This window comes from Streptomyces sp. NPDC051320 (assembly GCF_040682175.1).
Classification (GTDB): Bacteria; Actinomycetota; Actinomycetes; order Streptomycetales; family Streptomycetaceae; genus Streptomyces.
The window spans coordinates 63,881-87,320 of the sequence record NZ_JBFBAL010000002.1 but is presented as its reverse complement, the minus strand read 5'-3'; the positions used below and the strand labels follow the sequence as shown (position 1 = coordinate 87,320).

General features: G+C 70.2%; 21 protein-coding genes and 1 pseudogene. 16 read left to right on the top strand and 6 right to left on the bottom strand.

What is annotated here, in order from left to right:
• Positions 1-8: 8 nt before the first annotated feature.
• Genes AB0M87_RS04305 through AB0M87_RS04295 form a run of 3 tightly spaced genes read left to right on the top strand, consistent with a single transcriptional unit; the run spans position 9 to position 2,643 of the window.
• On the top strand, positions 9-1,553 hold the full coding sequence (locus AB0M87_RS04305; RefSeq protein WP_365850033.1) for a radical SAM protein: 1,545 nt from the start codon (positions 9-11) through the stop codon (positions 1,551-1,553).
• Complete coding sequence (gene tmk, locus AB0M87_RS04300) at positions 1,550-2,203, top strand: dTMP kinase (protein ID WP_365850031.1); 654 nt, start codon at positions 1,550-1,552, stop codon at positions 2,201-2,203. The genes AB0M87_RS04305 and tmk overlap by 4 nt, the downstream gene beginning before the upstream one ends.
• Complete coding sequence (locus AB0M87_RS04295) at positions 2,200-2,643, top strand: NUDIX domain-containing protein (protein ID WP_365850029.1); 444 nt, start codon at positions 2,200-2,202, stop codon at positions 2,641-2,643. Before tmk ends, AB0M87_RS04295 begins: the two co-directional genes overlap by 4 nt.
• A 105-nt stretch (positions 2,644-2,748) precedes the next feature.
• Here AB0M87_RS04295 and AB0M87_RS04290 read toward each other — a convergent pair whose 3' ends face one another.
• On the bottom strand, positions 2,749-2,982 hold the full coding sequence (locus AB0M87_RS04290) for a helix-turn-helix transcriptional regulator (protein WP_365850028.1): 234 nt from the start codon (positions 2,980-2,982) through the stop codon (positions 2,749-2,751).
• Positions 2,983-3,167: 185 nt separating this feature from the next.
• Between AB0M87_RS04290 and AB0M87_RS04285 the strand changes: the two are divergent.
• A pseudogene (locus AB0M87_RS04285) lies at positions 3,168-3,398 on the top strand (hypothetical protein); the annotation flags it as partial.
• 69 nt (positions 3,399-3,467) lie between these two features.
• Here the strand turns inward: AB0M87_RS04285 and AB0M87_RS04280 are convergent.
• Positions 3,468-3,926 (bottom strand): pyridoxamine 5'-phosphate oxidase family protein, encoded by a 459-nt coding sequence (locus AB0M87_RS04280; RefSeq protein ID WP_365850026.1) that lies wholly within the window; start codon positions 3,924-3,926, stop codon positions 3,468-3,470.
• A 101-nt stretch (positions 3,927-4,027) separates the two neighbouring features.
• Between AB0M87_RS04280 and AB0M87_RS04275 the strand changes: the two genes are divergently transcribed.
• Both AB0M87_RS04275 and AB0M87_RS04270 read left to right on the top strand, forming a co-directional pair.
• On the top strand, positions 4,028-4,846 hold the full coding sequence (locus AB0M87_RS04275; RefSeq protein WP_365850944.1) for an arylamine N-acetyltransferase: 819 nt from the start codon (positions 4,028-4,030) through the stop codon (positions 4,844-4,846).
• Between the two features lie 175 nt (positions 4,847-5,021).
• Complete coding sequence (locus AB0M87_RS04270; RefSeq protein ID WP_365850024.1) at positions 5,022-5,912, top strand: YceI family protein; 891 nt, start codon at positions 5,022-5,024, stop codon at positions 5,910-5,912.
• Positions 5,913-5,927: 15 nt separating this feature from the next.
• On the opposite strand, the gene AB0M87_RS04265 is transcribed toward AB0M87_RS04270, so the two are convergent.
• Positions 5,928-6,173, bottom strand: a complete 246-nt coding sequence (locus tag AB0M87_RS04265) for a hypothetical protein (protein ID WP_365850023.1) — start codon at positions 6,171-6,173, stop codon at positions 5,928-5,930.
• 83 nt (positions 6,174-6,256) lie between these two features.
• Between AB0M87_RS04265 and holA the strand changes: the two genes are divergently transcribed.
• Positions 6,257-7,243: a DNA polymerase III subunit delta gene (gene holA / locus AB0M87_RS04260; RefSeq protein ID WP_365850021.1), complete on the top strand. Its 987-nt coding sequence runs from the start codon at positions 6,257-6,259 to the stop codon at positions 7,241-7,243.
• A 200-nt stretch (positions 7,244-7,443) separates the two neighbouring features.
• On the opposite strand, the gene rpsT is transcribed toward holA, so the two are convergent.
• A complete protein-coding gene (gene rpsT, locus AB0M87_RS04255; RefSeq protein ID WP_365850020.1) occupies positions 7,444-7,710 on the bottom strand; it encodes a 30S ribosomal protein S20 in 267 nt (88 codons plus the stop codon).
• Positions 7,711-7,943: 233 nt separating this feature from the next.
• Between rpsT and lepA the strand changes: the two genes are divergently transcribed.
• The 3 genes from lepA (at position 7,944) to hemW (ending at position 13,277) form a co-directional block, all read left to right on the top strand.
• The gene (gene lepA / locus AB0M87_RS04250; RefSeq protein WP_365850018.1) at positions 7,944-9,818 is read left to right on the top strand and encodes a translation elongation factor 4; all 1,875 of its coding nucleotides are present in this window, start codon (positions 7,944-7,946) and stop codon (positions 9,816-9,818) included.
• Between the two features lie 253 nt (positions 9,819-10,071).
• Positions 10,072-11,952: an AMP-dependent synthetase/ligase gene (locus tag AB0M87_RS04245; protein ID WP_365850017.1), complete on the top strand. Its 1,881-nt coding sequence runs from the start codon at positions 10,072-10,074 to the stop codon at positions 11,950-11,952.
• An 83-nt stretch (positions 11,953-12,035) separates the two neighbouring features.
• Positions 12,036-13,277, top strand: coding sequence for a radical SAM family heme chaperone HemW (gene hemW, locus AB0M87_RS04240; RefSeq protein WP_365850016.1), 1,242 nt, complete (start codon positions 12,036-12,038; stop codon positions 13,275-13,277).
• 50 nt (positions 13,278-13,327) lie between these two features.
• On the opposite strand, the gene AB0M87_RS04235 is transcribed toward hemW, so the two are convergent.
• Entirely contained in the window at positions 13,328-14,149 is an 822-nt protein-coding gene (locus AB0M87_RS04235) for a DUF3097 domain-containing protein (RefSeq protein ID WP_365850015.1), read from the bottom strand.
• A 10-nt stretch (positions 14,150-14,159) separates the two neighbouring features.
• The gene (locus tag AB0M87_RS04230; protein ID WP_365850012.1) at positions 14,160-14,888 is read right to left on the bottom strand and encodes an MBL fold metallo-hydrolase; all 729 of its coding nucleotides are present in this window, start codon (positions 14,886-14,888) and stop codon (positions 14,160-14,162) included.
• 160 nt (positions 14,889-15,048) lie between these two features.
• Between AB0M87_RS04230 and hrcA the strand changes: the two genes are divergently transcribed.
• From hrcA to AB0M87_RS04200, 6 genes are all read left to right on the top strand, one after another.
• Positions 15,049-16,059: a heat-inducible transcriptional repressor HrcA gene (hrcA, locus tag AB0M87_RS04225; RefSeq protein ID WP_365850010.1), complete on the top strand. Its 1,011-nt coding sequence runs from the start codon at positions 15,049-15,051 to the stop codon at positions 16,057-16,059.
• A complete protein-coding gene (dnaJ, locus tag AB0M87_RS04220) occupies positions 16,060-17,196 on the top strand; it encodes a molecular chaperone DnaJ (protein ID WP_365850008.1) in 1,137 nt (378 codons plus the stop codon).
• 355 nt (positions 17,197-17,551) lie between these two features.
• Positions 17,552-18,625 carry a nitronate monooxygenase gene (locus AB0M87_RS04215; RefSeq protein WP_365850005.1) on the top strand — a complete coding sequence of 358 codons (1,074 nt, stop codon included), beginning with the start codon at positions 17,552-17,554 and terminating at the stop codon, positions 18,623-18,625.
• On the top strand, positions 18,622-19,380 hold the full coding sequence (locus tag AB0M87_RS04210; RefSeq protein WP_365850003.1) for a 16S rRNA (uracil(1498)-N(3))-methyltransferase: 759 nt from the start codon (positions 18,622-18,624) through the stop codon (positions 19,378-19,380). The genes AB0M87_RS04215 and AB0M87_RS04210 overlap by 4 nt, the downstream gene beginning before the upstream one ends.
• Before the next feature lie 186 nt (positions 19,381-19,566).
• Positions 19,567-20,085, top strand: a complete 519-nt coding sequence (locus AB0M87_RS04205) for a hypothetical protein (RefSeq protein ID WP_365850002.1) — start codon at positions 19,567-19,569, stop codon at positions 20,083-20,085.
• A gap of 88 nt (positions 20,086-20,173) precedes the next feature.
• Positions 20,174-23,383, top strand: a complete 3,210-nt coding sequence (locus AB0M87_RS04200) for a S41 family peptidase (RefSeq protein WP_365850001.1) — start codon at positions 20,174-20,176, stop codon at positions 23,381-23,383.
• Positions 23,384-23,440: the final 57 nt, after the last annotated feature.

Below are 23,440 nucleotides of genomic sequence, written 5' to 3'. Positions count from 1 at the left end.
GAGGAACAATGCCGCAGTTACCGCTGATCACGGGCGCAGACCCGGCCCGCACGCTCGATGCCCTCTTTGTGAACGCACCGCTGCGCGACTACGACCAACGGCCGCGCACCAACGACTACACGCTCCCGGTGCTCGGCATGGCCTACATCGCCACGTACGCGCAGCAGGCCGGCCACAACGTAGGCGTGCTCGATGCCGAGGCGCACGGGCTCGGAATCACGGAGACAGCCAAGATCGTCAACGAAGCCGCACCGCGGTGGGCGGCCATGAATCTCCTCGCCCCCACCTACGAGATGTCCGCCCGCATCGCGGCCAAGCTCGATCCGGATATCGCCCTGATGGTTGGCGGCCACCACGCCAAGGCGATGCCGGACCGGATCCTCGCCGACCCGCGCATGGCCAACCTGCGGGCCCTCGTCCTGGGCGAAGGCGAGCTGCGCGTCGCCGCCCTTCTGGAGGACGAGCGGCGCCGCCGGGAACTGCCCGGAGTGGTCTGGCGTGATCGTCTCCTCGGCACCCGAGCAACCGGTATCCCGACAGACCCCAGACTGAACGCCCGGATGCTCGGTCCGGACATCAACTCCCTGCCGTACGTCAACCGGGCGTTTCTGCCGCAGGACCCGTACCAGGCCGCGCCCACGGAGACGGACCGGCGCCTCGCCGTGAGCCGCGGGACCGTCCTCCTTGAGGGGGCGGCCCGCACCGGTCACATGGAGGCGAACATCGTCGGCAGCCGCGGCTGCCCGTACAACTGCACCTTCTGTGGGGCCGCCGTGAGCGCCAACCCCGATGTCAAGATCCGTGTGCGGGATCCCGAGAACATCATCGGGGAACTCGACACGCTCCACGACGAGTACGGCGTCACCGCCTTCCGGTTCGTCGATGACCTGTTCCTCGGTGTCGGCCGTGTCATCGAAGAGCAGATGGCGGCCTTCACCAGCCACAAGATCGGCGAGCGGTACGTGTGGGACGCCACCGGCCGCATCAACGTCCTCGATCGGGTCTCCGACAGCGAGCTGGACCGACTCGTCACGAACGGTCTGCGGGAGGTCGCCCTCGGCATCGAGTCCGGCAGCGACCGCATTCTGCACGCCATGGACAAGCGCATCGATGCTGAGATGACCGAGCGCGTCGCCCGCCGCCTGGTCGCCCACGGCATCGGAGTGAAGGGCTATTTCATCCTCGGGTTTCCCGGCGAGAGCCACGACGACATCCAGGCGACGGTCCGCCACATTCACAACCTCTGGAACATCGCCGACAACAACCCCGGCGACATCCGAGCCAGCGTTTTCGAGTTCCGCCCCTACCCCGGAACGCCTGTGTGGCAGACCCTCACCGAGGCCGGCCACGACCCCGACACGCTCCTCGCGTACGGCGACGTCGACCTGACCGAGGACGGGGCCGACGAGTCCATGCGTCAACGCGATGAGTTCAACTTCTCCGTCGGCGTCCAGTTCGGTGACGTCCCCCTCACCAAGGTCCGCTCCACCCTGGCCACGCTCACCCGCGAGCAGCACGAGCGCAACCAGGCGACCCAGGGGGCCGCAGCATGACGGAACAACGTGGCCTGTTCATCACCCTCGACGGCCCCAGCGGTGTCGGAAAGTCGACCACCATCGAGGCCCTGCACCGTGAGATGACCGGGCGGGGCATAGCTGTCCGCCAGACCGTGGAGCCTTCCACCAGCAAGCTCGGCACCTTTACCCGTGAGAACGCCAACGACATCCACGGGCACGCCCTGGCCTGCCTGGTTATGGCCGACCGGTACGCGCACGTTGAGGACGAGATCAGGCCCTCGCTCGATGCCGGCCACACCGTCATCTGTGACCGATACGTGGCATCGACGCTGGTCCTTCAGCAGCTCGATGGCGTCCCGCTGAAGTTCCTGCTCGCCCTGAACGCGGACATCCTGCTGCCCGACCTGGCAGTGATTCTGACCGCTTCTCCCGGTCTCATCGCCAACCGGATCGCTGAGCGTGGAGTTCGGCACCGCTTCCACCTGGACCCCGCCATGCCGGGCCGGGAAGTCGACCTCTACTCCAAGACGGCTCAGGCCCTCACTGCCAGGGGCATGAAGGTGCTGGTCCTCGACACCAGCGACGCCCGCCCAGCGGAGGCCGCGGCCAGCATCGCCGACGCGCTCCCGGAACTCTCGGTACCGTCGGTTCTCTCACCGACCCCAACAACCCCCCAGGGAAAATGACTCCGGAACTCGCGCAACCCGTCATTGACACCCACGTCATCCTCCGTAGCGGCGACAAGCTGCTCTTCTCGCAGCGCGGCGGCCCCTACGGCTACGGTCGCTGGCACATGCCGTCAGGCAAGCTCGACTGGGGCGAGTCCCTGAGCGCTGGGGCTGCACGTGAGCTGCTGGAAGAGACCGGCGTCGCGGTTGATCCGGCGCACCTGCGGATGGTGCAGGTCGTCCACCACCGGCAGAGCGACACCGTAGACAGGATCGGGTTCTTCTTCGAGGCCACCGAATGGAGCGGGGAACCCGTAAATCGGGAGCCGGCGAAGTGCCTCGGCCTTGAATGGTTCAGCGTCCACGAGCTGCCCGAGGACATCATCGAGTATCCGAAGGAAGGGCTGCGCGGCTACCTGAACGACAAGGACCAACTCACAGAGCACGGCTGGAAGTAGCACCGAAGCCGCACGTCTCGATGTCGGCCCCGGCGTGCAGCAATGCCCCGCCACCTCGAACCGCCCCGCCCGTCTGCCAACCCCCCGGCAGGCGGGCAGGGCTTCCTACCGGGTGAGGTCGGACAACGGGATCTCGAGCGCATGGGCGATCAGGAGCAGGGCGCTGTAGGGCACTTCGGTGTCGGCCCGCTCGTAGCGCTGGAGCGTCCGTCGATCGATGCCGGACCTCTCCGCGAACTGCTCCTGGGTGAGGCCGGCTTCGTCCCGGAGGTCTCGGATTCGATCACCTAGCTCCCGCCGTCGATCATGGACCCATTGGGGGAGTTCTTCTCTAGGCACTCGACAACGCTGGGATGTGCGTGATCACATTGTCAGCGTCAGATCTGTCGCTTTTTCTTCGAATCTGAGCGCACGCGAGCCTATGTCCGCAGAGCGCTCACACGATCGCCCGCCCCGGCGGAGGCCCGCAAGCCTCCGCCGGGGCGGGTTTTTGCTGTTCAGGACCGCGTCAGGTCATTAAAGGAGTAAGGCATTACCATGGCTCGGCCTACCAGGACCCCGCGCTGCTGCGTGCGGTGCGCCCCCGGCTGGCTCTCATCTCGTGCGGTCAGGACAACCCGTACGGCCACCCGGCGCCCCGTACGGTCTCGGCGTTGCAGGCCGGTGGGGCGGAGGTTCTGCGGACCGACACCGACGGGTCCATCGCGGTGACAGGCAGCGGACCCGCCCTGCGGGCGATACCCGCCGGGCGCTGACCCGGCTCGCGTCGCCCGCCGCCGGTTCGTGCCGCCGGTTCGTGCCGCCGGGCGACGGCGTAAGCCGGGTCAGTCGAGGTCGAGCCAACGGCCGTCGCGCATCAACTCCCGGCCGGCGAGCTCGTTCACCTCGCGCCAGGCCTGTACGACCTGCGGAGTGACTCGCAGATATACGTACGGCTTCTCGGCGCGCGGGTCCCAGTCCAGCTTCGCGGCGAAGGCATCGGCCACCGGGGTGAGGGTGTCGGCCGTGACGGGCTCGGCGGTGCCCTCGATCAGTACCACGTCCCTGGTGTGTCCGAGGGTGACCCGGACCCGGCCCGAGGGGGTCAGGTTGCGAGCGGTCGGGTTGGTGCTCCGCGTGCAGATCACCAGGTCGCCCTCGTACTGGACGAACGACAGCGGCACCAGGCAGGGTTCACCGTCCGCGGATGCGGTGGCGAACCAGGCGTCGGCATCGTTCTCCAGCCGGTCGAGGGCATCCTGGCGTCGCTGCTGCCGGCTCCGCGCCGGCTCCCGGGTCGTCATGACCGATCACGTTAGGTGTCGGCGCACTCCAGCGGATCGGGCTGCGGTCCTAGGCCGCGCGACCCATGGCGCGCACCCTCGGCCTGGACGAGACTTTCCCCATGGACGTACCGCAGTCGCCGCAGACCACGCCCCGGTGGGTCGATCAGTACCTCAGCCGTATCGGCGCCGTACGCCCGGTGGCGCCGGACGCCGCGGCGCTCAGCGACCTGCACGTGCGCCACCAGTTCACCGTGCCCTTCGAGAACCTCTCGGTCCACCTGGCCGAGGACATCGTGCTGGCCGACAAGCCGCTCGTCGACAAGATCGTGGGCGCCCGGCGCGGCGGTTTCTGTTACGAACTGAACGGTGCCTTCGCGGCGCTGCTGCGGGCGCTCGGGTTCACGGTGACCCTGCTCCAGGGCCGGGTGCACAGTGCGGACGGCGGTCTCGGCATCCCGTACGACCATCTCGCGCTGCGCGTCGGGACGTCGGACGGTACCGGACCCTGGCTCGCCGACGTCGGCTTCGGTGACCACGGCCACCGTCCCCTGCTCCTCGACGCCAGGGACGAACAGCAGGACCCCGCAGGCACGTTCCGGATCGCGGACGCGCCCGACGGCGATGTCGACGTGATGCGGGACGGCAAGCCGCAGTACCGCCTGGACCCGCGGCCACGGGTACTGGCCGACTTCGAGGCCGGAGCCTGGTACCACCGCACATCACCGGCCTCCCACTTCACCCGTTCCCTGATCTGTTCACGCCTCAGCGCCGGGGGCCGGATCACCCTCAGCGGCAGCCGACTCGTCACCACCACCTCCAGCGGTGAGCGGCAGGTGACCGAGCTGGGCAGCGACGCCGACATCCTTGCCGCCTACCGCGATCACTTCGGGATGGTGTTCGACCGGCTTCCGGCGCGGCGCGCCGTTACCGCGCAGTAGCCCCAAGAGGACTCAACTCGTGACAGCCGACGCCCAACCCCCACGACCTGCTGCGTTTGCCTCGAACGTTGCAACGGTGATCGAATGCCTACTCGTCAGCGGGTCGCCGCCCCGACAATGACGTCCTGCTGTGCGTGCGACCGAGTGTCAGCACGACGCGCGGGGGTTTCCGGAAGTGTTCAGCCGTTGGCTTGGAAAACGTTCCGCCGGCCCGGCCCGCGGTGGCAGCCCGCTCAGCGGGCTCTCTGTGCCCGCCCACGCCGGAGTGTTCAGCTGCCGGGTGATCGACCCCGTCAGCGAACCCGTCAAGCAGGCGGAGTTCGCCCTCTCGGACCCCATGGGCCGCAGGGTCGTCGGCGGCGAGACCGATCCCTACGGAACCATTTTCGCCACCGTGCCCGCCGGCGAGTACCGACTGGCCGTCACGTGTGAGGGCTTCACGCCCTTCCGCGGAAACGCCACAGTGACCGAGGGCGGTCACGCCGGTCTGGGTGATGTCACTCTGCAGATCGCTCAGCCCCCCTCGCTCCCGGAGCCCGGCGAGTGGGAGATCGAGCCGATGCACTCACAAATCAGCTTCACCGCCCGCCACATCGGGCTCGCGCGGATCCACGGCCGGTTCAACACCTTCGCCGGCGCGGTCCGGATCGCGGACCAGATGGAGAACTCCGCCATGCACGTCGTCATCGACGCCGCGTCGATCGACACCAACGTGCGGATGCGCGACGACCACCTGCGTTCCCAGGACTTCCTCGACGTGGCGCACTTCCCGACGCTCGAGTTCTACAGCGACCGCTTCGTTCACCGCGGCGGCAGCCGCTGGGGCGTGACCGGTGCGCTCACCCTGCACGGCGTCAGCCGCACGGTCACACTCGACACCAGCTATCTGGGTATCGGTAACGGCATGGAGGGCGAAATCCGCGCGGCCTGCCGAGCCACCACCGAACTGCACCGTGAGGACTTCACGGTCAGTTGGCAGACCATGCTGGCGCGCGGTATCGCCGTGGTCGGCAACAGCATCACCGTCGATCTCGACGTGCAGATCGTGCAGCAGGCCGCTCAGTAGTCAGCAGTCAGCGTTTCACGGCGCCTCCAGCCACCCCTCGTACTCCGCGGCCAGGGCGTCCAGCTCCGCCGGGTCCAGCCGCCGCTCCGGGTCCTCCACGACGACCAGCCACTGGGCGTCCTCGGCGTCGTCCTCACCGGCCAGCGCGTCGCGTACGAGCTGGGGCTCGTCGCCGACGCCGAAGCGGTCGGCGAGTTCCACCGTCACTTCGTCCGCCGTGTCGCGGTCGGGCAGCACCAGTACATGTCTCACGTCGCTCACCGGTCCATTCTCGGGCACCCGTTCCCGTGCGCCTCGGGGAGTGTCGGCGTCCGTGTCAGTGCCCCGTGCGATGCTGGACCGCGATGGCCACCAGAAGGAATTCCACCGACGATCCGCTCGCCCCCCTCACCCTCGCTGTCGGGCAGGAGGATCTGCTGCTCGACCGCGCGGTGCAGCAGGTGGTCAAGGCCGCCCGCGCCGCCGACTCCGACACGGATGTCCGCGATCTCACACCGGACCAAGTGCAGCCCGGCACCCTGGCCGAGCTGACCAGCCCCTCGCTCTTCTCGGAGCGCAAGGTCGTCATCGTGCGGAACGCCCAGGACCTCACCGCCGACACGGTCAAGGACGTCAAGGACTACCTGGGCGCCCCCGCCGAGGAGATCACCCTGGTGCTTCTCCATGCCGGCGGAGCCAAGGGCAAGGCGCTGCTGGATGCGGCGCGCAAGGCCGGTGCACGGGAGATCGCCTGTCCCAAGACGACCAAGGCCGCCGAGCGGCTGTCCTTCGTCCGTTCCGAGTTCCGTGCCCTGGGCCGTTCGGCCACACCCGAGGCGTGCCAGGCACTGGTCGACTCCATCGGCAGCGATCTGCGGGAGCTCGCCAGTGCGGCCTCCCAGCTCGTCGCCGACGTCGAGGGCACCATCGACGAGGCGGTCGTCGGCCGTTACTACACGGGCCGGGCCGAGGCCTCCAGCTTCACGGTGGCGGACCGCGCCGTGGAGGGGCGGGCCGCGGAGGCGCTGGAGGCGCTGCGCTGGTCGCTTTCGACCGGGGTCGCCCCGGTCCTGATCACCAGCGCGCTGGCCCAGGGCGTGCGGGCGATCGGCAAGCTGTCGTCGGCGCGTGGTGGCAGACCCGCGGATCTGGCGCGCGAGCTCGGGATGCCGCCGTGGAAGATCGACCGGGTGCGGCAGCAGATGCGGGGGTGGACGCCGGACGGCGTGGCCACCGCACTGCGAGCGGTCGCGGACGCCGATGCCGGCGTCAAGGGCGGCGGCGACGATCCGGAGTACGCCCTGGAGAAGGCCGTCGTGACGGTCGCCGGAGCGGCGCGCATGCGGCGCTGAGGAGCCGGGGCACGCCGAAAACCCCGCCTCCGTCCTGGGGAAGGACGGGCGACGGGGCCCGGGCTCAAGCATTCGTGCGCCGCACCCGCGTGGCGAACGCAGGCCGTGTGCGGCGCGGGGTCGTCGTCCCGGAGCGGTAGAGGGGCCGCTGGGTCCGGTGCGACGGGTGGGGCTCAGTGAACCCCGTCAGTCAGGGTCGTTCAGGCCGAGAGGCCGGCAACGCGCTTGGCGATGGCGGACTTCTTGTTGGCAGCGGCGTTCTTGTGGATGACGCCCTTGCTGACAGCCTTGTCGAGCTTCTGCGAGGCTTCGCGAGCGGCCACGGTGGCCTTCTCGACGTCGCCCGCAACAGCGGCCTCACGGGCCTTGCGGATCGCGGTCTTGAGCGACGACTTGACGGCCTTGTTGCGCAGGCGCGCCTTCTCGTTGGTCTTGTTCCGCTTGATCTGGGACTTGATGTTCGCCACGAAAGAGCCTTTTCAGGTTCGATTGAATTTCGATGAGTGCCTCGCACCGACCCGTACGGACTCGCGAGGAGCTCGCACGGAGAGGGTAGGAGGCACAGCTGACCACGGTACCAGTCGTCCACCCACCGGCCCAAAACGGTCCGACCCTCCCACTCGTGGGACCATGGTCCCTACGTATCGATCCGCCATCGCCCGAGACGAGACGCCCGCCGTCTCAAGAATCAGGACCCTGCGTGCCCGCGACTCCTACCAACGTGCCCGAGCCGAGTCGTACCGACCCGGCGCTGATCCGCAATTTCTGCATCATCGCGCACATCGACCACGGCAAGTCGACGCTTGCCGACCGGATGCTCCAGCTGACCGGTGTCGTCGACCAGCGGCAGATGCGCGCTCAGTACCTCGACCGGATGGACATCGAGCGCGAGCGCGGCATCACCATCAAGTCCCAGGCGGTCCGGCTGCCCTGGGCGCCCTCCGCGGGGGAGGACATCGGCCGTACCCATGTCCTCAACATGATCGACACCCCGGGCCACGTGGACTTCACCTATGAGGTGTCCCGTTCGCTCGCGGCCTGTGAGGGAACCGTCCTGCTGGTCGACGCGGCCCAGGGCATCGAGGCGCAGACCCTCGCCAACCTCTATCTGGCGATGGAGAACGACCTCACCATCGTTCCGGTGCTCAACAAGATCGACCTGCCGGCCGCGCAGCCGGAGAAGTTCTCCGAGGAACTGGCGAACCTCATCGGCTGCCAGCCGGAGGACGTACTCAAGGTCTCCGCCAAAACCGGTGTCGGAGTGGACGCGCTGCTCGACCGGGTGGTCAGGGACGTCCCCGCCCCGGTCGGTCAGGCGGACGCACCCGCCCGCGCGATGATCTTCGACTCGGTGTACGACTCCTACCGTGGCGTCGTCACCTATGTCCGGGTCATCGACGGCCAGCTCAACAAGCGTGAGCGCATCCGCATGATGTCCACGAACGCCACCCACGAGCTGCTGGAGATCGGCGTCTCCTCCCCGGAGATGACCCCGGCCGACGGCATTGGCGTGGGCGAGGTCGGCTACATCATCACCGGCGTCAAGGACGTCAGGCAGTCCAAGGTGGGTGACACCATCACCTCCCTGCACCAGGGAGCGACCGAGGCGCTCGGCGGCTACAAGGACCCCAAGCCGATGGTCTTCTCGGGGCTCTACCCGCTGGACGGCTCGGACTACCCGGACCTGCGCGAGGCGCTCGAGAAGCTGCAGCTCAACGACGCCGCGCTGGTGTACGAGCCGGAGACGTCGGCGGCCCTGGGCTTCGGCTTCCGGGTCGGCTTCCTCGGGCTGCTGCACCTCGACGTGGTCCGGGAGCGGCTCGAGCGCGAGTTCAATCTGGAGCTCATCGCCACCGCCCCCAACGTGGTCTACCGGGTGGAGATGGAGGACGGCACCGAGCACCTCGTCACCAACCCGAGCGAGTTCCCCGAAGGCAAGATCGACAAGGTGCACGAGCCGGTGGTCCGGGCCACGGTCCTCGCGCCCAGCGAGTTCATCGGCGCGATCATGGAGCTCTGCCAGAACCGCCGGGGCAGCCTGCTCGGCATGGACTACCTCTCCGAGGACCGGGTGGAGATCCGCTACACCCTGCCGCTCGCCGAGATCGTCTTCGACTTCTTCGACCAGCTGAAGTCCAAGACCCGCGGTTACGCCTCGCTGGACTACGAGCCGACCGGCGAGCAGAGCGCCCAGCTCGTCAAGGTCGACATCCTGCTGCACGGTGACAAGGTCGACGCGTTCTCCGCCGTCACCCACCGGGACAAGGCCTACGCGTACGGGGTGCGGCTGGTCGCCAAACTCCAGAAGCTCATCCCGCGGCAGAACTTCGAGGTGCCCATCCAGGCCGCCATCGGTGCCCGGGTCATCGCCAGGGAGACCGTCCGCGCCATCCGCAAGGACGTCCTCGCCAAGTGTTACGGCGGTGACATCTCCCGTAAGCGGAAGCTGCTGGAGAAGCAGAAAGAGGGCAAGAAGCGGATGAAGATGGTGGGCAATGTGGAGGTTCCGCAGGAGGCCTTCATCGCGGTGCTGTCCACCGACGAGTCCGGCGGCGACGGCAAGTCCAAGAAGTAGCCCGGACGGGCGAGTGACATAGGCCGAAGATCGGCCGAGAACCAGACAGAGTGCAGGCCGGGGAGGTGTTCCGCGGCCTGACCGACGGGCCTCCGCGCTTCGGCGTGGGGGCCCGTTCGTTATGAAGCGCACGCTTACCCCCTCTTACGTGGCGGACACCGGCGCTCTACTCTGAGTCTTAGTTACTCGCCAGTTCAATTACCAGCCACCAGCCAGTCGCGCAATGCTGCCCGCAGGCCCGGAGGACGACGTCGTGAGCGACACACAGACCTTGATCGATAGCCGGCCGCCCTCCGTGGCGACCCTTTTCACCCAGCGGGTCGCGGAGACACCCGACGCCGAGGCATACCGCTTCCCGGTGCCCGCCGCCTCCGGCGACGGACCCGACGAGTGGAAGTCGCTGACCTGGGGCCGAGCGGCCGAGCGGGTGTACGCGATCGCCGCCGGCCTGATCGATCTCGGCGTACAGCCCGAGGAGCGCGTGGCGCTGGCATCGTCCACCCGGATCGAGTGGATCCTCACCGACCTGGGTGTGATGTGCGCCGGCGCGGCCACCACCACGATCTACCCCTCGACGAACGCCGAGGAGTCCTCCTACATCCTCGCCGACTCCGACAGCCGGGTCCTGATCGCCGAGGACGCCGCACAACTGGCCAAGGCCCGCGAGCGCCGGGCCGATCTGCCGAACCTCAGCCACGTCGTGGTGATCGACACCACCGGGGTGGAGCCGGACGAGAGCGGCTGGGTGCTCTCCCTCGCCGACCTGGAGGCACGCGGCGCGGCGTACCTGGCGGACAACCCGGAAGCGGTGCAGAAGCGGATCGCGGCCATCGCGCCCGACCAGCTCGCCACGCTGATCTACACCTCGGGCACCACCGGCAGGCCCAAGGGCGTCCGGTTGCCGCACGACAACTGGTCGTACATGGCCAAGGCCACCGTGGCGACCGGGCTGATCACCAAGGACGACGTCCAGTACCTGTGGCTGCCGCTGGCGCACGTCTTCGGCAAGGTGCTGACCTCAGGGCAGATCGAGGTCGGCCATGTCACCGCGGTGGACGGCCGGGTCGACAAGATCATCGAGAACCTGCCGGTGGTGCAGCCGACCTACATGGCAGCGGTGCCGCGGATCTTCGAGAAGGTCTACAACGGGGTCGCCGCCAAGGCCCGGGCGGGCGGCGGAGCCAAGTACAAGATCTTCCAGTGGGCCGCCCAGGTGGCCCGTGAGTACGCCAGGACCACTCAGGACAGCTTCCGCCGTACCGGTACCGCGTCGGCGCCCTTCGGCCTGGAGACGAAGCACAGAATCGCCGACGCGCTGGTCTACGCCAAGATCCGCGAGGCGTTCGGCGGACGGCTGCGCGCCTGCGTCTCCGGCTCGGCCGCGCTGGCTCCGGACATCGGATTCTTCTTCGCCGGCGTGGGCATCCACATCCTGGAGGGGTACGGCCTGACGGAGTCCAGCGCCGCATCCTTCGTCAACCCGGGCGAGGCCTACCGCACGGGCACGGTCGGCAAGCCGCTGCCCGGTACCGAGGTGCGCATCGCCGGTGACGGCGAGGTCATGCTGCGCGGTCCCGGCATCATGTCCGGCTACCACGGGCTCCCGGAGAAGACCGCCGAGGTGCTGGAGTCCGATGGCTGGTTCCACACGGGGGACATCGGCGAACTCTCGGCCGACGGCTACCTGCGGATCACCGACCGCAAGAAGGACCTGATCAAGACATCGGGCGGTAAGTACATCTCACCGGCCGAGGTCGAGGGACAGTTCAAGGCGGTGTGTCCCTTCGTCTCCAACATCCTGGTGCACGGCGCGGACCGGAATTTCTGCACGGCGCTGATCGCACTCGACGAGCCGACCATCCTGGGCTGGGCCGAGGAGAACGGACTGGGCGGCAGGACGTACGCCGACGTGGTGGCCTCCCAGGAGGTCGAGTCGCTGATCGACGGTTATGTACAGCGGCTCAACGAGGGGCTGCAGCGCTGGCAGACGGTGAAGAAGTTCCGGCTGCTGCCCCGCGACCTGGACATCGAGCACGGCGAGCTGACGCCCAGCCTGAAGCTGAAGCGGCCGGTCGTCGAGCGTGAGTACCGGACGCTGATCGAGGACATGTACGCCGGCTCACGGGAGGCGTAGCACCGCGGGTGGGCGGGGGCGTTCCGGCCCCGCCCACCCGGGCCGCCTCGGGCGCCGGAGTGACCGTTCGTCCGGGTGTGACAATGGGGTACATGCCTTCCGCACTGCCCGATGGTGAACCCATGCCCGACGACGGGGCGCTGCCCGGTCATGCCCTGGAGGGCGCGGGGGAGCGGCCCCTCGGCTTCTATCTGCACGTGCCCTACTGCGCGAGCCGCTGCGGCTACTGCGACTTCAACACCTACACCGCGACGGAGCTGCGCGGCTCCGGCGGCGTACTGGCCTCCCGGGACAACTACGCCTCGACCCTGATCGACGAGGTCGGGCTGGCCCGCAAGGTCCTCGGGGACGACCCGCGACCGGTCAGCACGGTGTTCGTCGGCGGCGGCACCCCGACCCTGCTCGACGCGGCCGACCTGGTACGGATGCTCGCGGCGGTCCGGGACGAGTTCGGCCTCGCCGACGATGCCGAGATCACCACCGAGGCCAACCCGGAGTCGGTCGACCGCGCGTATCTGGAGACCCTGCGGGACGGCGGCTTCAACCGGGTCTCCTTCGGGATGCAGAGTGCCCGGCAGCACGTACTGAAAATCCTCGACCGCACGCACACCCCCGGCCGGCCCGAGGCGTGCGTCGCGGAGGCGCGGGCAGCGGGCTTCGACCACGTCAACCTTGACCTGATCTACGGCACCCCGGGGGAGTCCGACGACGACTGGCGGGCCTCGCTGGCCGCAGCGGTCGGCGCCGGCCCCGACCACATCTCCGCCTACGCGCTGATCGTCGAGGAGGGCACCCAGCTCGCCCGGCGGATCCGCCGGGGCGAGGTGCCGATGACCGACGACGACGTCCACGCCGACCGTTACCTGATCGCGGACTCGGTGCTGGCCGATGCGGGCTACTCCTGGTACGAGGTCTCCAACTGGGCCCGGACTCCGGCAGGCCGCTGCCTCCACAACGAGCTCTACTGGCGGGGCGCCGACTGGTGGGGCGCCGGCCCCGGCGCGCACAGCCATGTCGGCGGCGTCCGCTGGTGGAACGTCAAGCACCCCGGCGCGTACGCGGCAGCCCTGGCCGCCGGGAAGTCCCCCGGCGCGGGCCGCGAGATCCTGCCCACCGAGGACCGCCGGGTGGAGCGGATCCTGCTGGAGCTGCGGCTCATCGACGGCTGTCCGCTGTCGATCCTCGCCCCGGCCGGCCTGGCGGCGGCGCGGCGGGCGCGGGCGGACGGGCTGCTGTCGGAGGGGCCCTTCGATGAGGGACGGGCGGTGCTCACCCTGCGGGGCCGGCTGCTGGCGGACGCGGTGGTGCGGGACCTGGTGGACTGACCGCTCACCGCTTCCCGGGGCTCCCGCTCCTCAATCGCCGGAGGGGCTGATCATGGCGCCGGGCTCGTAACGAAATCGATCAGCTCCTCCACTCGCCCCAGCAGCTCCGGCTCCAGATCCCGGTACGACCGCACCCGGGACAGGATGTGCTGCCAAGCCGCACCCGTGTTCTCCGGCCACCCCAACGCCCGGCACACCCCCGTCTTCCAGTCCTGCCCCCGTGGCACCGACGGCCACCCCGCGATGCCCACGGCCGACGGCTTCACGGCTTCCCACACGTCGATGTAGGGATGGCCCACGATCAGCGCGTGGTCGCTGGATACGGCCGCAGCGATACGGGACTCCTTGGAACCGGGCACCAGGTGGTCGACCAGCACGCCGAGCCGGGCGTCCGCAGCAGGTCCGAACTCGGCGACGATCGACGGGAGGTCGTCGATGCCGCCCAGATACTCCACGACCACCCCCTCGACCCGCAGGTCGTCGCCCCACACCCGTTCCACCAGTTCCGCGTCGTGCCGCCCCTCGACGTAGATCCGTCCGGCCCGGGCCACCCGGGCGCGTGCGCCGGGGACGGCGAGGGAGCCGGACGCCGTACGTGCGGGGCCCCGGGGGGCTGCCGTGGGGCGGACCAGGGTGACTGGGCGGCCCTCCAGCAGGAAGCCGCGCGGCGTCATCGGGAAGACCCGGTGCTTGCCGAAGCGGTCCTCGAGGGTGACGGTGGGCCCCTCGGCGGTCTTCTCGCACCGGATCACCGCACCGCAGAACCCGGTGGTGACCTCCTCGACGACCAGATCGGGTTCGGCCGCGACCTCCGGGGCGGGCGTCTGCTTCTTCTTCCACGGCGGCGTCAAGTCGGGGCTGTAGCTGCGCATTCGCCAGACGCTACGACAACCGGGAGCGGGCTGCCAGCATGTCGCGCTGGGCCCGGACGAAGGCGGCGTCCACCACGGCCCCGTGCCCGGGTACGTACAGCGCGTCGTCGCCGGCCAGCGCGAGCAGCCGGTCCAGGGCCGCGGGCCACTGCGGGAGCATCGCGTCCGGGCCGGCCTGCGGCTCGCCGGACTCCTCGACCAGATCGCCGCAGAAGACGACGTCGGGGCTGCCGGGGACCAGCAGGACCAGATCGTGGCCGGTGTGACCGGGGCCGATGTTCGCCAGCACGATCTGCCGCCCGCCCAGATCCAGCGACAGCTCACCGGAGACCAGGTGGTGCGGCCCGACCAGCCGGGCCACCGCGTCGTCGGCCTCGGCGGGCGGGATGCCGTGGCGTACCGCGTCCTCGCGGAGGGCGGCCGCACCGCGGGAGTCCCGGGCGAGCAGGTGGTCGGTGCCCACCGCTCCGTAGACCCGGGCGCCGGGGAAGGCGGCGGTGCCCAGTACATGGTCGAAGTGCGGGTGACTCAGCGCGATATGCGTCACTCTCCGGCCGAGAAGTTCCTCCACTCCGGCACGGATCCCGGCGCCCTCACGGGGCGACGAGCCGGTGTCGTACAGCAGCACCGCTTCCCGCCCCGCGACCAGCCCGACGGTCGCGTCCCAGCCGGGCAGACGGCGCCGGCCGACATCCGCGGCGAGGTGTTCCCAGCCGGAGCCTTCCCAAGTGACGTCCATACCGCGACGCTATCGGGAATGGCCGGCACCGGCGCGATAGCGTGACAGGCCGTGCTTGCCAGGGGTGAACCTCACCGCCGTACACTGGGTAGCCGCTGGCACTCGAACGCACAGAGTGCCAGGCAGGTTCCGACGATCGAACAACTGGAGGTGTGCGCGGATGCTCAGTGATCGCAGACTCGAAGTGTTGCGCGCCATCGTCCAGGACTATGTGGGCACCGAGGAGCCGGTGGGTTCCAAGGCGCTCACCGAGCGGCACCGGCTCGGTGTCTCACCGGCCACCGTCCGCAACGACATGGCGGCCCTGGAGGACGAGGGATTCATCGCCCAGCCGCACACCAGCGCGGGGCGTATCCCGACCGACAAGGGCTACCGGCTGTTCGTCGACAGGCTGGCGGGCGTCAAGCCCCTGTCGTTGCCCGAGCGGCGCGCCATCCAGAACTTCATGGACGGTGCGGTCGACCTCGACGACGTGGTGGGCCGCACGGTGCGGCTGCTCGCACAGCTGACCCGGCAGGTCGCCGTGGTGCAGTATCCGTCGCTGACCCGTTCCACGGTCCGGCACGTGGAGCTGCTCTCGCTGGCCCCCGCCCGGCTGATGCTGGTGCTGATCACGGACACCGGCCGCGTCGAGCAACGCATGATCGACTGTCCCGCACCGTTCGGTGAGACATCCCTGGCGGATCTGCGCGCCCGGCTCAACAGCCGGGTCGTGGGGCGCCGTTTCGCGGATGTGCCGCAGTTGGTGCAGGATCTTCCCGACTCCTTCGACCAGGAGGACAGAGGGACCGTCGCGACGGTCCTCTCGACCCTGCTGGAAACGCTGGTGGAGGAGACCGAGGAGCGGCTGATGATTGGCGGCACCTCCAATCTGACCCGCTTCGGACATGACTTCCCGCTGACCATCAGGCCGGTGCTGGAAGCCCTGGAGGAGCAGGTCGTGCTCCTCAAACTGCTCGGGGAGGACTCGGGCATGACCGTAAGCATCGGGCATGAGAACGCCCACGAGGGGCTGACGTCCACATCGGTCGTCGCCGTCGGCTACGGTTCGGGCGACGAGGCAGTCGCCAAACTCGGCGTGGTCGGACCGACCCGCATGGACTACCCCGGAACGATGGGAGCGGTACGCGCAGTGGCACGTTACGTCGGACAGATCCTGGCGGAGTCGTAAGTGGCCACGGACTACTACGCCGTACTCGGCGTGCGCCGCGACGCTTCCCAGGACGAGATCAAGAAGGCATTCCGGCGGCTGGCGCGTGAGCTCCACCCGGACGTGAACCCTGATCCCAAGACGCAGGAACGCTTCAAGGAGATCAACGCCGCCTACGAGGTGTTGTCCGACCCGCAGAAGAAGCAGGTCTACGACCTCGGCGGCGACCCGCTCTCGCAGGCGGGCGGCGGCGGAGCCGGTGGCTTCGGCGCGGGCGGCTTCGGCAACTTCTCGGACATCATGGACGCCTTCTTCGGTACGGCGTCGCAGCGTGGGCCGAGGTCGCGCACCCGGCGCGGCCAGGACGCGATGATCCGCCTGGAGATCGACCTCAACGAGTCGGCCTTCGGTACGACCAAGGACATCCAGGTCGACACCGCCGTGGTCTGCACGACCTGCAGCGGCGAGGGCGCGGCCCCCGGCACATCGGCGCAGACCTGCGACATGTGCCGCGGCCGCGGCGAGGTCTCGCAGGTCACCCGGTCGTTCCTGGGCCAGGTCATGACCTCGCGGCCCTGCCCGCAGTGCCAGGGCTTCGGCACGGTCGTGCCGACCCCGTGCCCGGAGTGCGCGGGCGACGGACGCATCCGCTCCCGCCGCACGCTCACGGTCAAGATCCCGGCCGGCGTCGACAACGGCACCCGCATCCAGCTCGCGGGCGAGGGCGAGGTCGGCCCCGGCGGCGGTCCCGCCGGCGACCTGTACGTCGAGATCCACGAGCTGCCGCACGCGGTCTTCCAGCGGCGTGGGGACGATCTGCACTGCACGGTGACCGTCCCCATGACGGCGGCCGCGCTCGGCACCAAGGTGCCGCTCGAGACGCTGGACGCCCTGGAGGAGGTCGACATCCGGCCCGGCACCCAGTCCGGCCAGTCGATCCCCATGCACCAGCGCGGCATCACGCATCTGCGTGGTGGCGGTCGCGGCGACCTGATCGTGCACGTCGAGGTGCTGACTCCGGCGAAGCTCGACCCCGAACAGGAGCGCCTGCTCCGCGAGTTCGCCAAACTCCGCGGCGAGGAACGGCCCACGGGCCAGTTCCAGCCGGGGCAGCAGGGGTTGTTCTCGCGGTTGAAGGATGCGTTCAACGGTCGGTAGGTGTGGCCGGTTGGGTGGCTGGGGGTCCGGGGGTCGTCCCCCGGGGGGTGCAGTCAGCCGGGGCAGCAGGGGTTGTTCTCGCGGTTGAAGGATGCGTTCAACGGTCGGTAGGTGTGGCCGGTTGGGCGGCTGGGGGTCCGGGGGTCGTCCCCCGGGGGGTGCAGCCAGCCGGGGCAGCAGGGGTTGTTCTCGCGGTTGAAGGATGCGTTCAACGGTCGGTATGTGTGGCCGGTTGGGCGGCTGGGGGTCCGGGGGTCGTCCCCCGGGTGAGCGGGGCCAACGGGCGGTAAGCCGTCTCACAGCCGAACGATGATGTCGATTCGGTGTGATGCGGAGGACGTGGCACGATGCGGTCATGTCCTCCGCATTCGCCGGTCTCTGCCGATATCCGATCGTGCAGGCCCCCATGGCCGGCGGCGCTTGCGGCCCGCCGCTCGCCGCCGCCGTCTCCGAGGCGGGCGGTCTGGGCTTCCTCGCCGGCGGGTACAAGACCGCGGACGGTATGTACGAGGAGATCAAGCAGCTGCGGGGGCAGACCGGTCTGCCCTTCGGCGTGAACCTCTTCATGCCACAGCCGGAGAACAGCGACCCCTCCGCCGTCGAGGTCTACAGCCATCAGCTCGCCGGTGAGACGACGTGGTACCAGACGCCGCTCGGCGACGCGCAGGGCAGCTCCGACGACGGGTACGAGGCCAAGCTGGCCGTCCTGCTGGACGACCCGGTGCCGGTTGTCTCCTTCACCTTCGGCTGTCCTCCCCGCGACGTCCTCGATTCCTTCGACCGGGTCGACACCTTCACGATCGTGACCGTCACCACGCCGGACGAGGCCCAGACCGCCCAGTGGTGCGGCGCGGACGCGGTGTGTGTCCAGGGCGTCGAGGCCGGCGGACATCAGAGCACCCACCGTGACGACCCGCAGACCGACGGGACCGGCATCGGAGTGCTTTCGCTGATCACCCAGGTGCGGGAGACCGTGCAACTGCCGGTCATCGCCGCCGGTGGGCTGATGCGCGGCTCCCAGATCGCCGCCGTACTCGCGGCGGGCGCGGACGCGGCGCAGCTCGGCACCGCCTTCCTCGCCTGCCCCGAGTCGGGGGCGAACGTCCTGCACAAGCAGGCGCTGACCAATCCGCTGTTCGTCCGCACGGAGCTCACCCGGGCGTTCTCCGGTCGCCCCGCGCGTGGCCTCGTCAACCGTTTCGTGCGCGAGCACGGGCCGTACGCACCCGCCGCCTACCCCCAGGTGCACTACCTCACCGCCGGGCTGCGCAGGGCGGCGGCCGCGGTGGGCGACGCCCAGGGCATGGCGCTGTGGGCGGGCCAGGGCCACCGGCTCGCCCGCGAACTGCCGGCCGGTCAGCTGGTCGAGGTGCTGGTCGCGGAACTCGAGGCGGCGCGCGCCGCCCTGGCGTCGGGCAACTGGTCATGACCGCCCCCGTCTTCGTCGTCGGCGACCTCCGCCGCATCGAGCCGGGCCCGGACGGCACCTTCGTACTCGACGGGCCGGAGGGCCGGCACGCGGTGTCCGTGAAGCGGTTGCGGACGGGCGAGACGGTCGTACTGACCGACGGCGGCGGCCGCTGGGCGGACTGCGTGGTCCGCGCCGCCGAGGGCAAGGACCGGCTGGTCGTCGAGGTGGGCGCCCGGCAGGAGGAACCGCCGCCGGCCCCCCGCATCACGGTCGTCCAGGCCCTGCCGAAGGGCGACCGCGGTGAGATCGCCGTGGAGACGATGACCGAGACCGGCGTCGACGCGATCGTGCCCTGGCAGGCGTCCCGCTGCATCACCCAGTGGCGCGGGGAACGTGGCGCCAAGTCCCTGGCCAAGTGGCGCAGTACGGCCCGCGAATCCGGCAAGCAGTCCCGCCGGACCCGTTTTCCGGAGGTCGCGGACGCGATGAGCACCAAACAGGTTGCGGCACTTCTGGCCGAAGCGGATCTCGGGGCGGTCCTGCACGAGGACCGGGCCTACGGGAGCGGAGCACTGGCGAGTGCCGCGCTGCCGTCGGACGGGGAGATCGTGCTGGTCGTCGGGCCCGAAGGCGGTGTGTCGCCGGAGGAGTTGGCGGCGTTCGCCGACGCCGGTGCGGGGGCGTACCGGCTGGGGCGGAGCGTTTTGCGGACGTCGACGGCGGGGACGGTGGCGGCGGGCCTGCTGCTGGCCCGGACGGGGCGGTGGGGGTAGCGGGCGGTGCCTGCGGCTCCGGGGTTCCGCCCCAGGCCCCGCTCCTCCCGCCGGAGGGGTCTTGAACGTACCGGCGTCAGCCGGCTGGTGCAGCCCGCGCAGGCGCCCGCACCGGTTCGCCCACGCGAGTGACATGGCCGCAAAGGCACCTACCGGCCCCCCACCCCGGGTGGGACCCTGCCCTGCATGGGGGCAAGACGAGCAACGCGCAGAAGGATCCTCGCGGCAACCATCACCGCCGCCATCACCCTCGCCGGCGTCGCGGCCTGCGACCCCGTCGACGGTATGGACACCGCATCGGTCGCCTACACCACCGACCGCACCGGCACCAGCGCGCTGGAGCACCACGGCGTACGCGTCGACTGGCTGACCTGTACCGCGGATCTGGGCAGCACCAAGAAACCCTCGCCCACCGCGGACGTGCGCAGCGTGGCGAAGGTCGACTGCCAGGGCAGGACCAAGGACCGCAAGGACATCACCATCAAGGGCAAGGTGACCAAGGCGGTCGACGGCCGCTGCGTGCGGGGCGACCTCACCGGCACGGTGGGCGGCGAACTCGCTTTCCGCGCAACCCTGTTGGGTAACTGCGACGCCGCTCCGTCGAGCAGCGACGCCACCCCGTCGGGCAACGGCGGTGCCGGCGGGGCCAGGCCGACAGCGACCGTCACCGTCACCGTCACGGTGACCCGGTACCCGGGCAAGTGACCCACCGGACGTTGCCCGGCCGGCCCGCACACCGTCAGTACGCACAACTCCGGCCCGGCGCACCGGATCACGGCCTAGGGTGATCCATGTGACGCAGCCTGCCTATCTCCGGTTTCCGCATGTCCAGGGCGATTCCATCGCCTTCACCGCAGAGGACGACGTCTGGTTGGCCCCGCTCGACGGCGGACGTGCCTGGCGTGTCAGCGCCGACAACCGGCCCGTCGACCATCCACGGATATCCCCCGACGGCGAACGGGTCGCCTGGACGTCCACCCGGGACGGCGCCCCCGAGGTGCATCTCGCGCCCACCGACGGCGGCCCCTCGCAACGCCTGACCTACTGGGGCGATGCCCGGACGTCCGTACGCGGCTGGACCCCCGGTGGTGAGGTGCTGGCCATCAGCACCTACGGCCAGGCCTCGCTGCGCCGCAGCTGGGCGCGGGCCATCCCGGTCGACGGCGGTCCGGCGCGAACCCTGCCGTACGGTCCGGTCGGCTCCCTCGCGTACGGGCCGGACGAGCGGGTGCTGCTGCTCTCGGCCACCATGGGCCGCGAGGCGGCCAAGTGGAAGCGGTACCGGGGCGGCACGGCGGGCAAACTGTGGACGGGGGAGACCGGCGGCGACTTCGAACGGCTCCACGAGGACCTCGACGGGAACATCGAGTGCCCGATGTGGGTGGCGGGCCGGGCCGCGTTCCTCTCCGACCACGAGGGCGTCGGTGCGCTGTACTCCTCGCTCCCCGACGGCTCGGGCCTCCGCCGCCATACGGCAGTTGACGGTTTCTACGCCCGGCAGGCCGCCACCGACGGGACGCGGGTGGTCTACGCGTCGGCGGGTGAACTGTGGATCGTCGACGACCTCGAAGGGGCCGCACCGCGCCGGCTGGACGTCAGGCTCGGCGGCCAGCGTGCCGACCTCCAGCCGCACGTCGTGAGCGGCGGGCACCACCTCCACACGGCCTCCCCGGACCGTACCGGCCGGGGCAGCGCCGTCGAATCACGGGGCGCCGTCCACTGGGTCACCCACCGGGAGGGACCGGCCAGGGCGCTCGCCACCGAACCGGGGGTACGGGCCAGGCTGCCCCGCACCTTCCGGGCCGACGGCGCCGAGCACGTCGTCTGGGTCACCGACGCGGAGGGCGAGGACGCGCTGGAGTGCGCACCGGCCACCGGCGCCGCGCCGGGCGCCGCGCCGCGCCGCCTCGGTCAGGGACGTCTCGGCCGGGTGCTGAGCCTGGCGGCCGCCCCCGACGGCAGCCGGTTCGCGGTCGCCGCGCACGACGGACGGGTGCTGATCGTCGAACGGGACACCGGCGATGTGCACGAGGTCGACCGCAGCGAGCACGGCGATGCGTCGGGGCTGGTCTTCTCGCCCGACTCGGCATGGCTCGCCTGGTCGCACCCGGGCCCGGACCCGCTGCGCCAGCTGAAGCTCGCGCACCTCGCGGATCTCTCGGTGGCCGAGGCGACGCCACTGCGCTTCCGGGACTTCCAGCCCGTCTTCACCACCGACGGCAAACACCTGGCCTTCCTCTCCGAGCGGGCCTTCGACCCGATCTACGACGCGCACGTCTTCGACCTGGCGTTCATCGGCGCCTGTCGCCCGCATCTGCTGACCCTCGCCGCCACCACCCCCTCCCCGTTCGGGCCGCAGCGCCACGGCCGCCCGACCGAGAAGGACAAGGACGCCGACGAGCACGACCCCAGCGCGCTGCCGGTCACCCGGATCGATCTGGAGGGGATCGCCGACCGGATCGTGCCGCTGCCGGTGGAGGCCGCCAGCTACTCCACCCTGCGCGCGGCCAAGGACGGGCTGCTCTGGCTGCGTCACCCGCTGCACGGTGTCCTCGGCACGACCCGAGCCACGCCCGCCGCGCCGTGGCCGCGTACCGTCCTGGAGCGGTACGACCTGGAGAAGCTCCGCAACGAGGAACTCGCCTCGGACGTCGACCACTTCGAGGTGAGCGGTGACGGCAAGCGGCTGGTGCTGCACATGGACGGCAAGCTGCGCGTCGTGCCGATCGACAGCAGGGTCTCCGGGCCCGACCCGGACGCGGACTCGGACAGTGACATCACCGTCGACCTCTCCCGGATCCGCCGCACCCTCGACCCGGCTGCCGAGTGGCGGCAGATGTACGACGAGACCGGCCGCATCATGCGGGACAACTTCTGGCGGGCGGACTTCGGCGGCGTCGACTGGGCCGGGGTGCTCGACCGTTACCGTCCGGTCCTCGCCCGGGTCGCCACCCACGACGACCTGGTCGACCTGTTGTGGGAGGTCCAGGGCGAGCTGGGCACCTCGCACGCGTACGTGACTCCGCCGGGCGGTTGGCGCGACGACGCGACCCGGCAGGGGCTGCTGGGGGCCGACATCTCCCGTGGGGACGACGGCCGTTGGCGTGTCGACCGGATCCTGCCCGCCGAGACCTCGGATCCGGCGGCGCGCGCCCCGCTCAGTGCACCGGGGGTCGCGATGCGTGCCGGTGACGCGATCCTGGCCGTCGACGGCCACCCGGTGGACCCGCGCACCGGGCCGGGCCCGCTGCTCACCGGTGCGGCGGACAAGCCGGTCGAACTCACCGTCGCGCCGGCCGACGGCGGTGAGCCGCGCCATGTCGTGGTGGTACCCACCGGCGACGAGGAACCGCTCCGCTACCACGCCTGGGTGGCGGACCGCCGGGCGTACGTTCACGAGCACTCCGGTGGCCGCCTCGGTTACCTGCACGTCCCCGACATGGTCGGCGCCGGCTGGGCCCAGCTGCACCGGGACCTGCGGGTGGAGGTCGCCAGGGACGGCCTGGTGGTCGACGTCCGGGAGAACCGCGGCGGCCACACCTCGCAATTGGTCGTGGAGAAGCTCGCCCGCCGGATCGTGGGCTGGGACCTGCCGCGCGGTATGCGTCCCTACAGTTACCCCGGTGACGCGCCGCGGGGGCCGGTGGTCGCCGTGGCCAACGAGTTCTCCGGCTCGGACGGGGACATCGTCAACGCCGCGATCAAGGCGCTGGGCATCGGTCCGGTGGTCGGTACGCGGACCTGGGGCGGCGTCATCGGCATCGACAGCCGGTACCGCCTGGTCGACGGGACGCTGGTGACCCAGCCCAAGTACGCCTTCTGGCTGGAGGGGTACGGCTGGGGCGTCGAGAACCACGGCGTCGACCCCGATGTCGAGGTGGTGCAGGCGCCGCAGGACCATGTGGCGGGGCGTGATCCGCAACTGGACGAGGCGATCCGCATCGCGTTGGCCACGCTCGCGGAGACCCCGGCCAAGACACCGCCGGACCTGCCGCGGAGCTGACCCCCCCTCGGGGGCTCCGCCCCCGGGCCCCCGGTCCTCAAACGCCGGACGGGCTGG

Coding starts and splice junctions, on each gene's coding strand:
- AB0M87_RS04305 (WP_365850033.1), top strand. CDS start 9: ATGCCGCAGTTACCGCTGATCACGGGCGCAGACCCGGCCCGCACGCTC.
- tmk (WP_365850031.1), top strand. CDS start 1,550: ATGACGGAACAACGTGGCCTGTTCATCACCCTCGACGGCCCCAGCGGT.
- AB0M87_RS04295 (WP_365850029.1), top strand. CDS start 2,200: ATGACTCCGGAACTCGCGCAACCCGTCATTGACACCCACGTCATCCTC.
- AB0M87_RS04280 (WP_365850026.1), bottom strand. CDS start 3,926: ATGACGACCCGGGAGCCGGCGCGGAGCCGGCAGCAGCGACGCCAGGAT.
- AB0M87_RS04275 (WP_365850944.1), top strand. CDS start 4,028: ATGGACGTACCGCAGTCGCCGCAGACCACGCCCCGGTGGGTCGATCAG.
- holA (WP_365850021.1), top strand. CDS start 6,257: ATGGCCACCAGAAGGAATTCCACCGACGATCCGCTCGCCCCCCTCACC.
- hemW (WP_365850016.1), top strand. CDS start 12,036: ATGGGGTACATGCCTTCCGCACTGCCCGATGGTGAACCCATGCCCGAC.
- AB0M87_RS04235 (WP_365850015.1), bottom strand. CDS start 14,149: ATGCGCAGCTACAGCCCCGACTTGACGCCGCCGTGGAAGAAGAAGCAG.
- AB0M87_RS04230 (WP_365850012.1), bottom strand. CDS start 14,888: ATGGACGTCACTTGGGAAGGCTCCGGCTGGGAACACCTCGCCGCGGAT.
- hrcA (WP_365850010.1), top strand. CDS start 15,049: ATGCTCAGTGATCGCAGACTCGAAGTGTTGCGCGCCATCGTCCAGGAC.
- AB0M87_RS04215 (WP_365850005.1), top strand. CDS start 17,552: ATGTCCTCCGCATTCGCCGGTCTCTGCCGATATCCGATCGTGCAGGCC.
- AB0M87_RS04210 (WP_365850003.1), top strand. CDS start 18,622: ATGACCGCCCCCGTCTTCGTCGTCGGCGACCTCCGCCGCATCGAGCCG.
- AB0M87_RS04205 (WP_365850002.1), top strand. CDS start 19,567: ATGGGGGCAAGACGAGCAACGCGCAGAAGGATCCTCGCGGCAACCATC.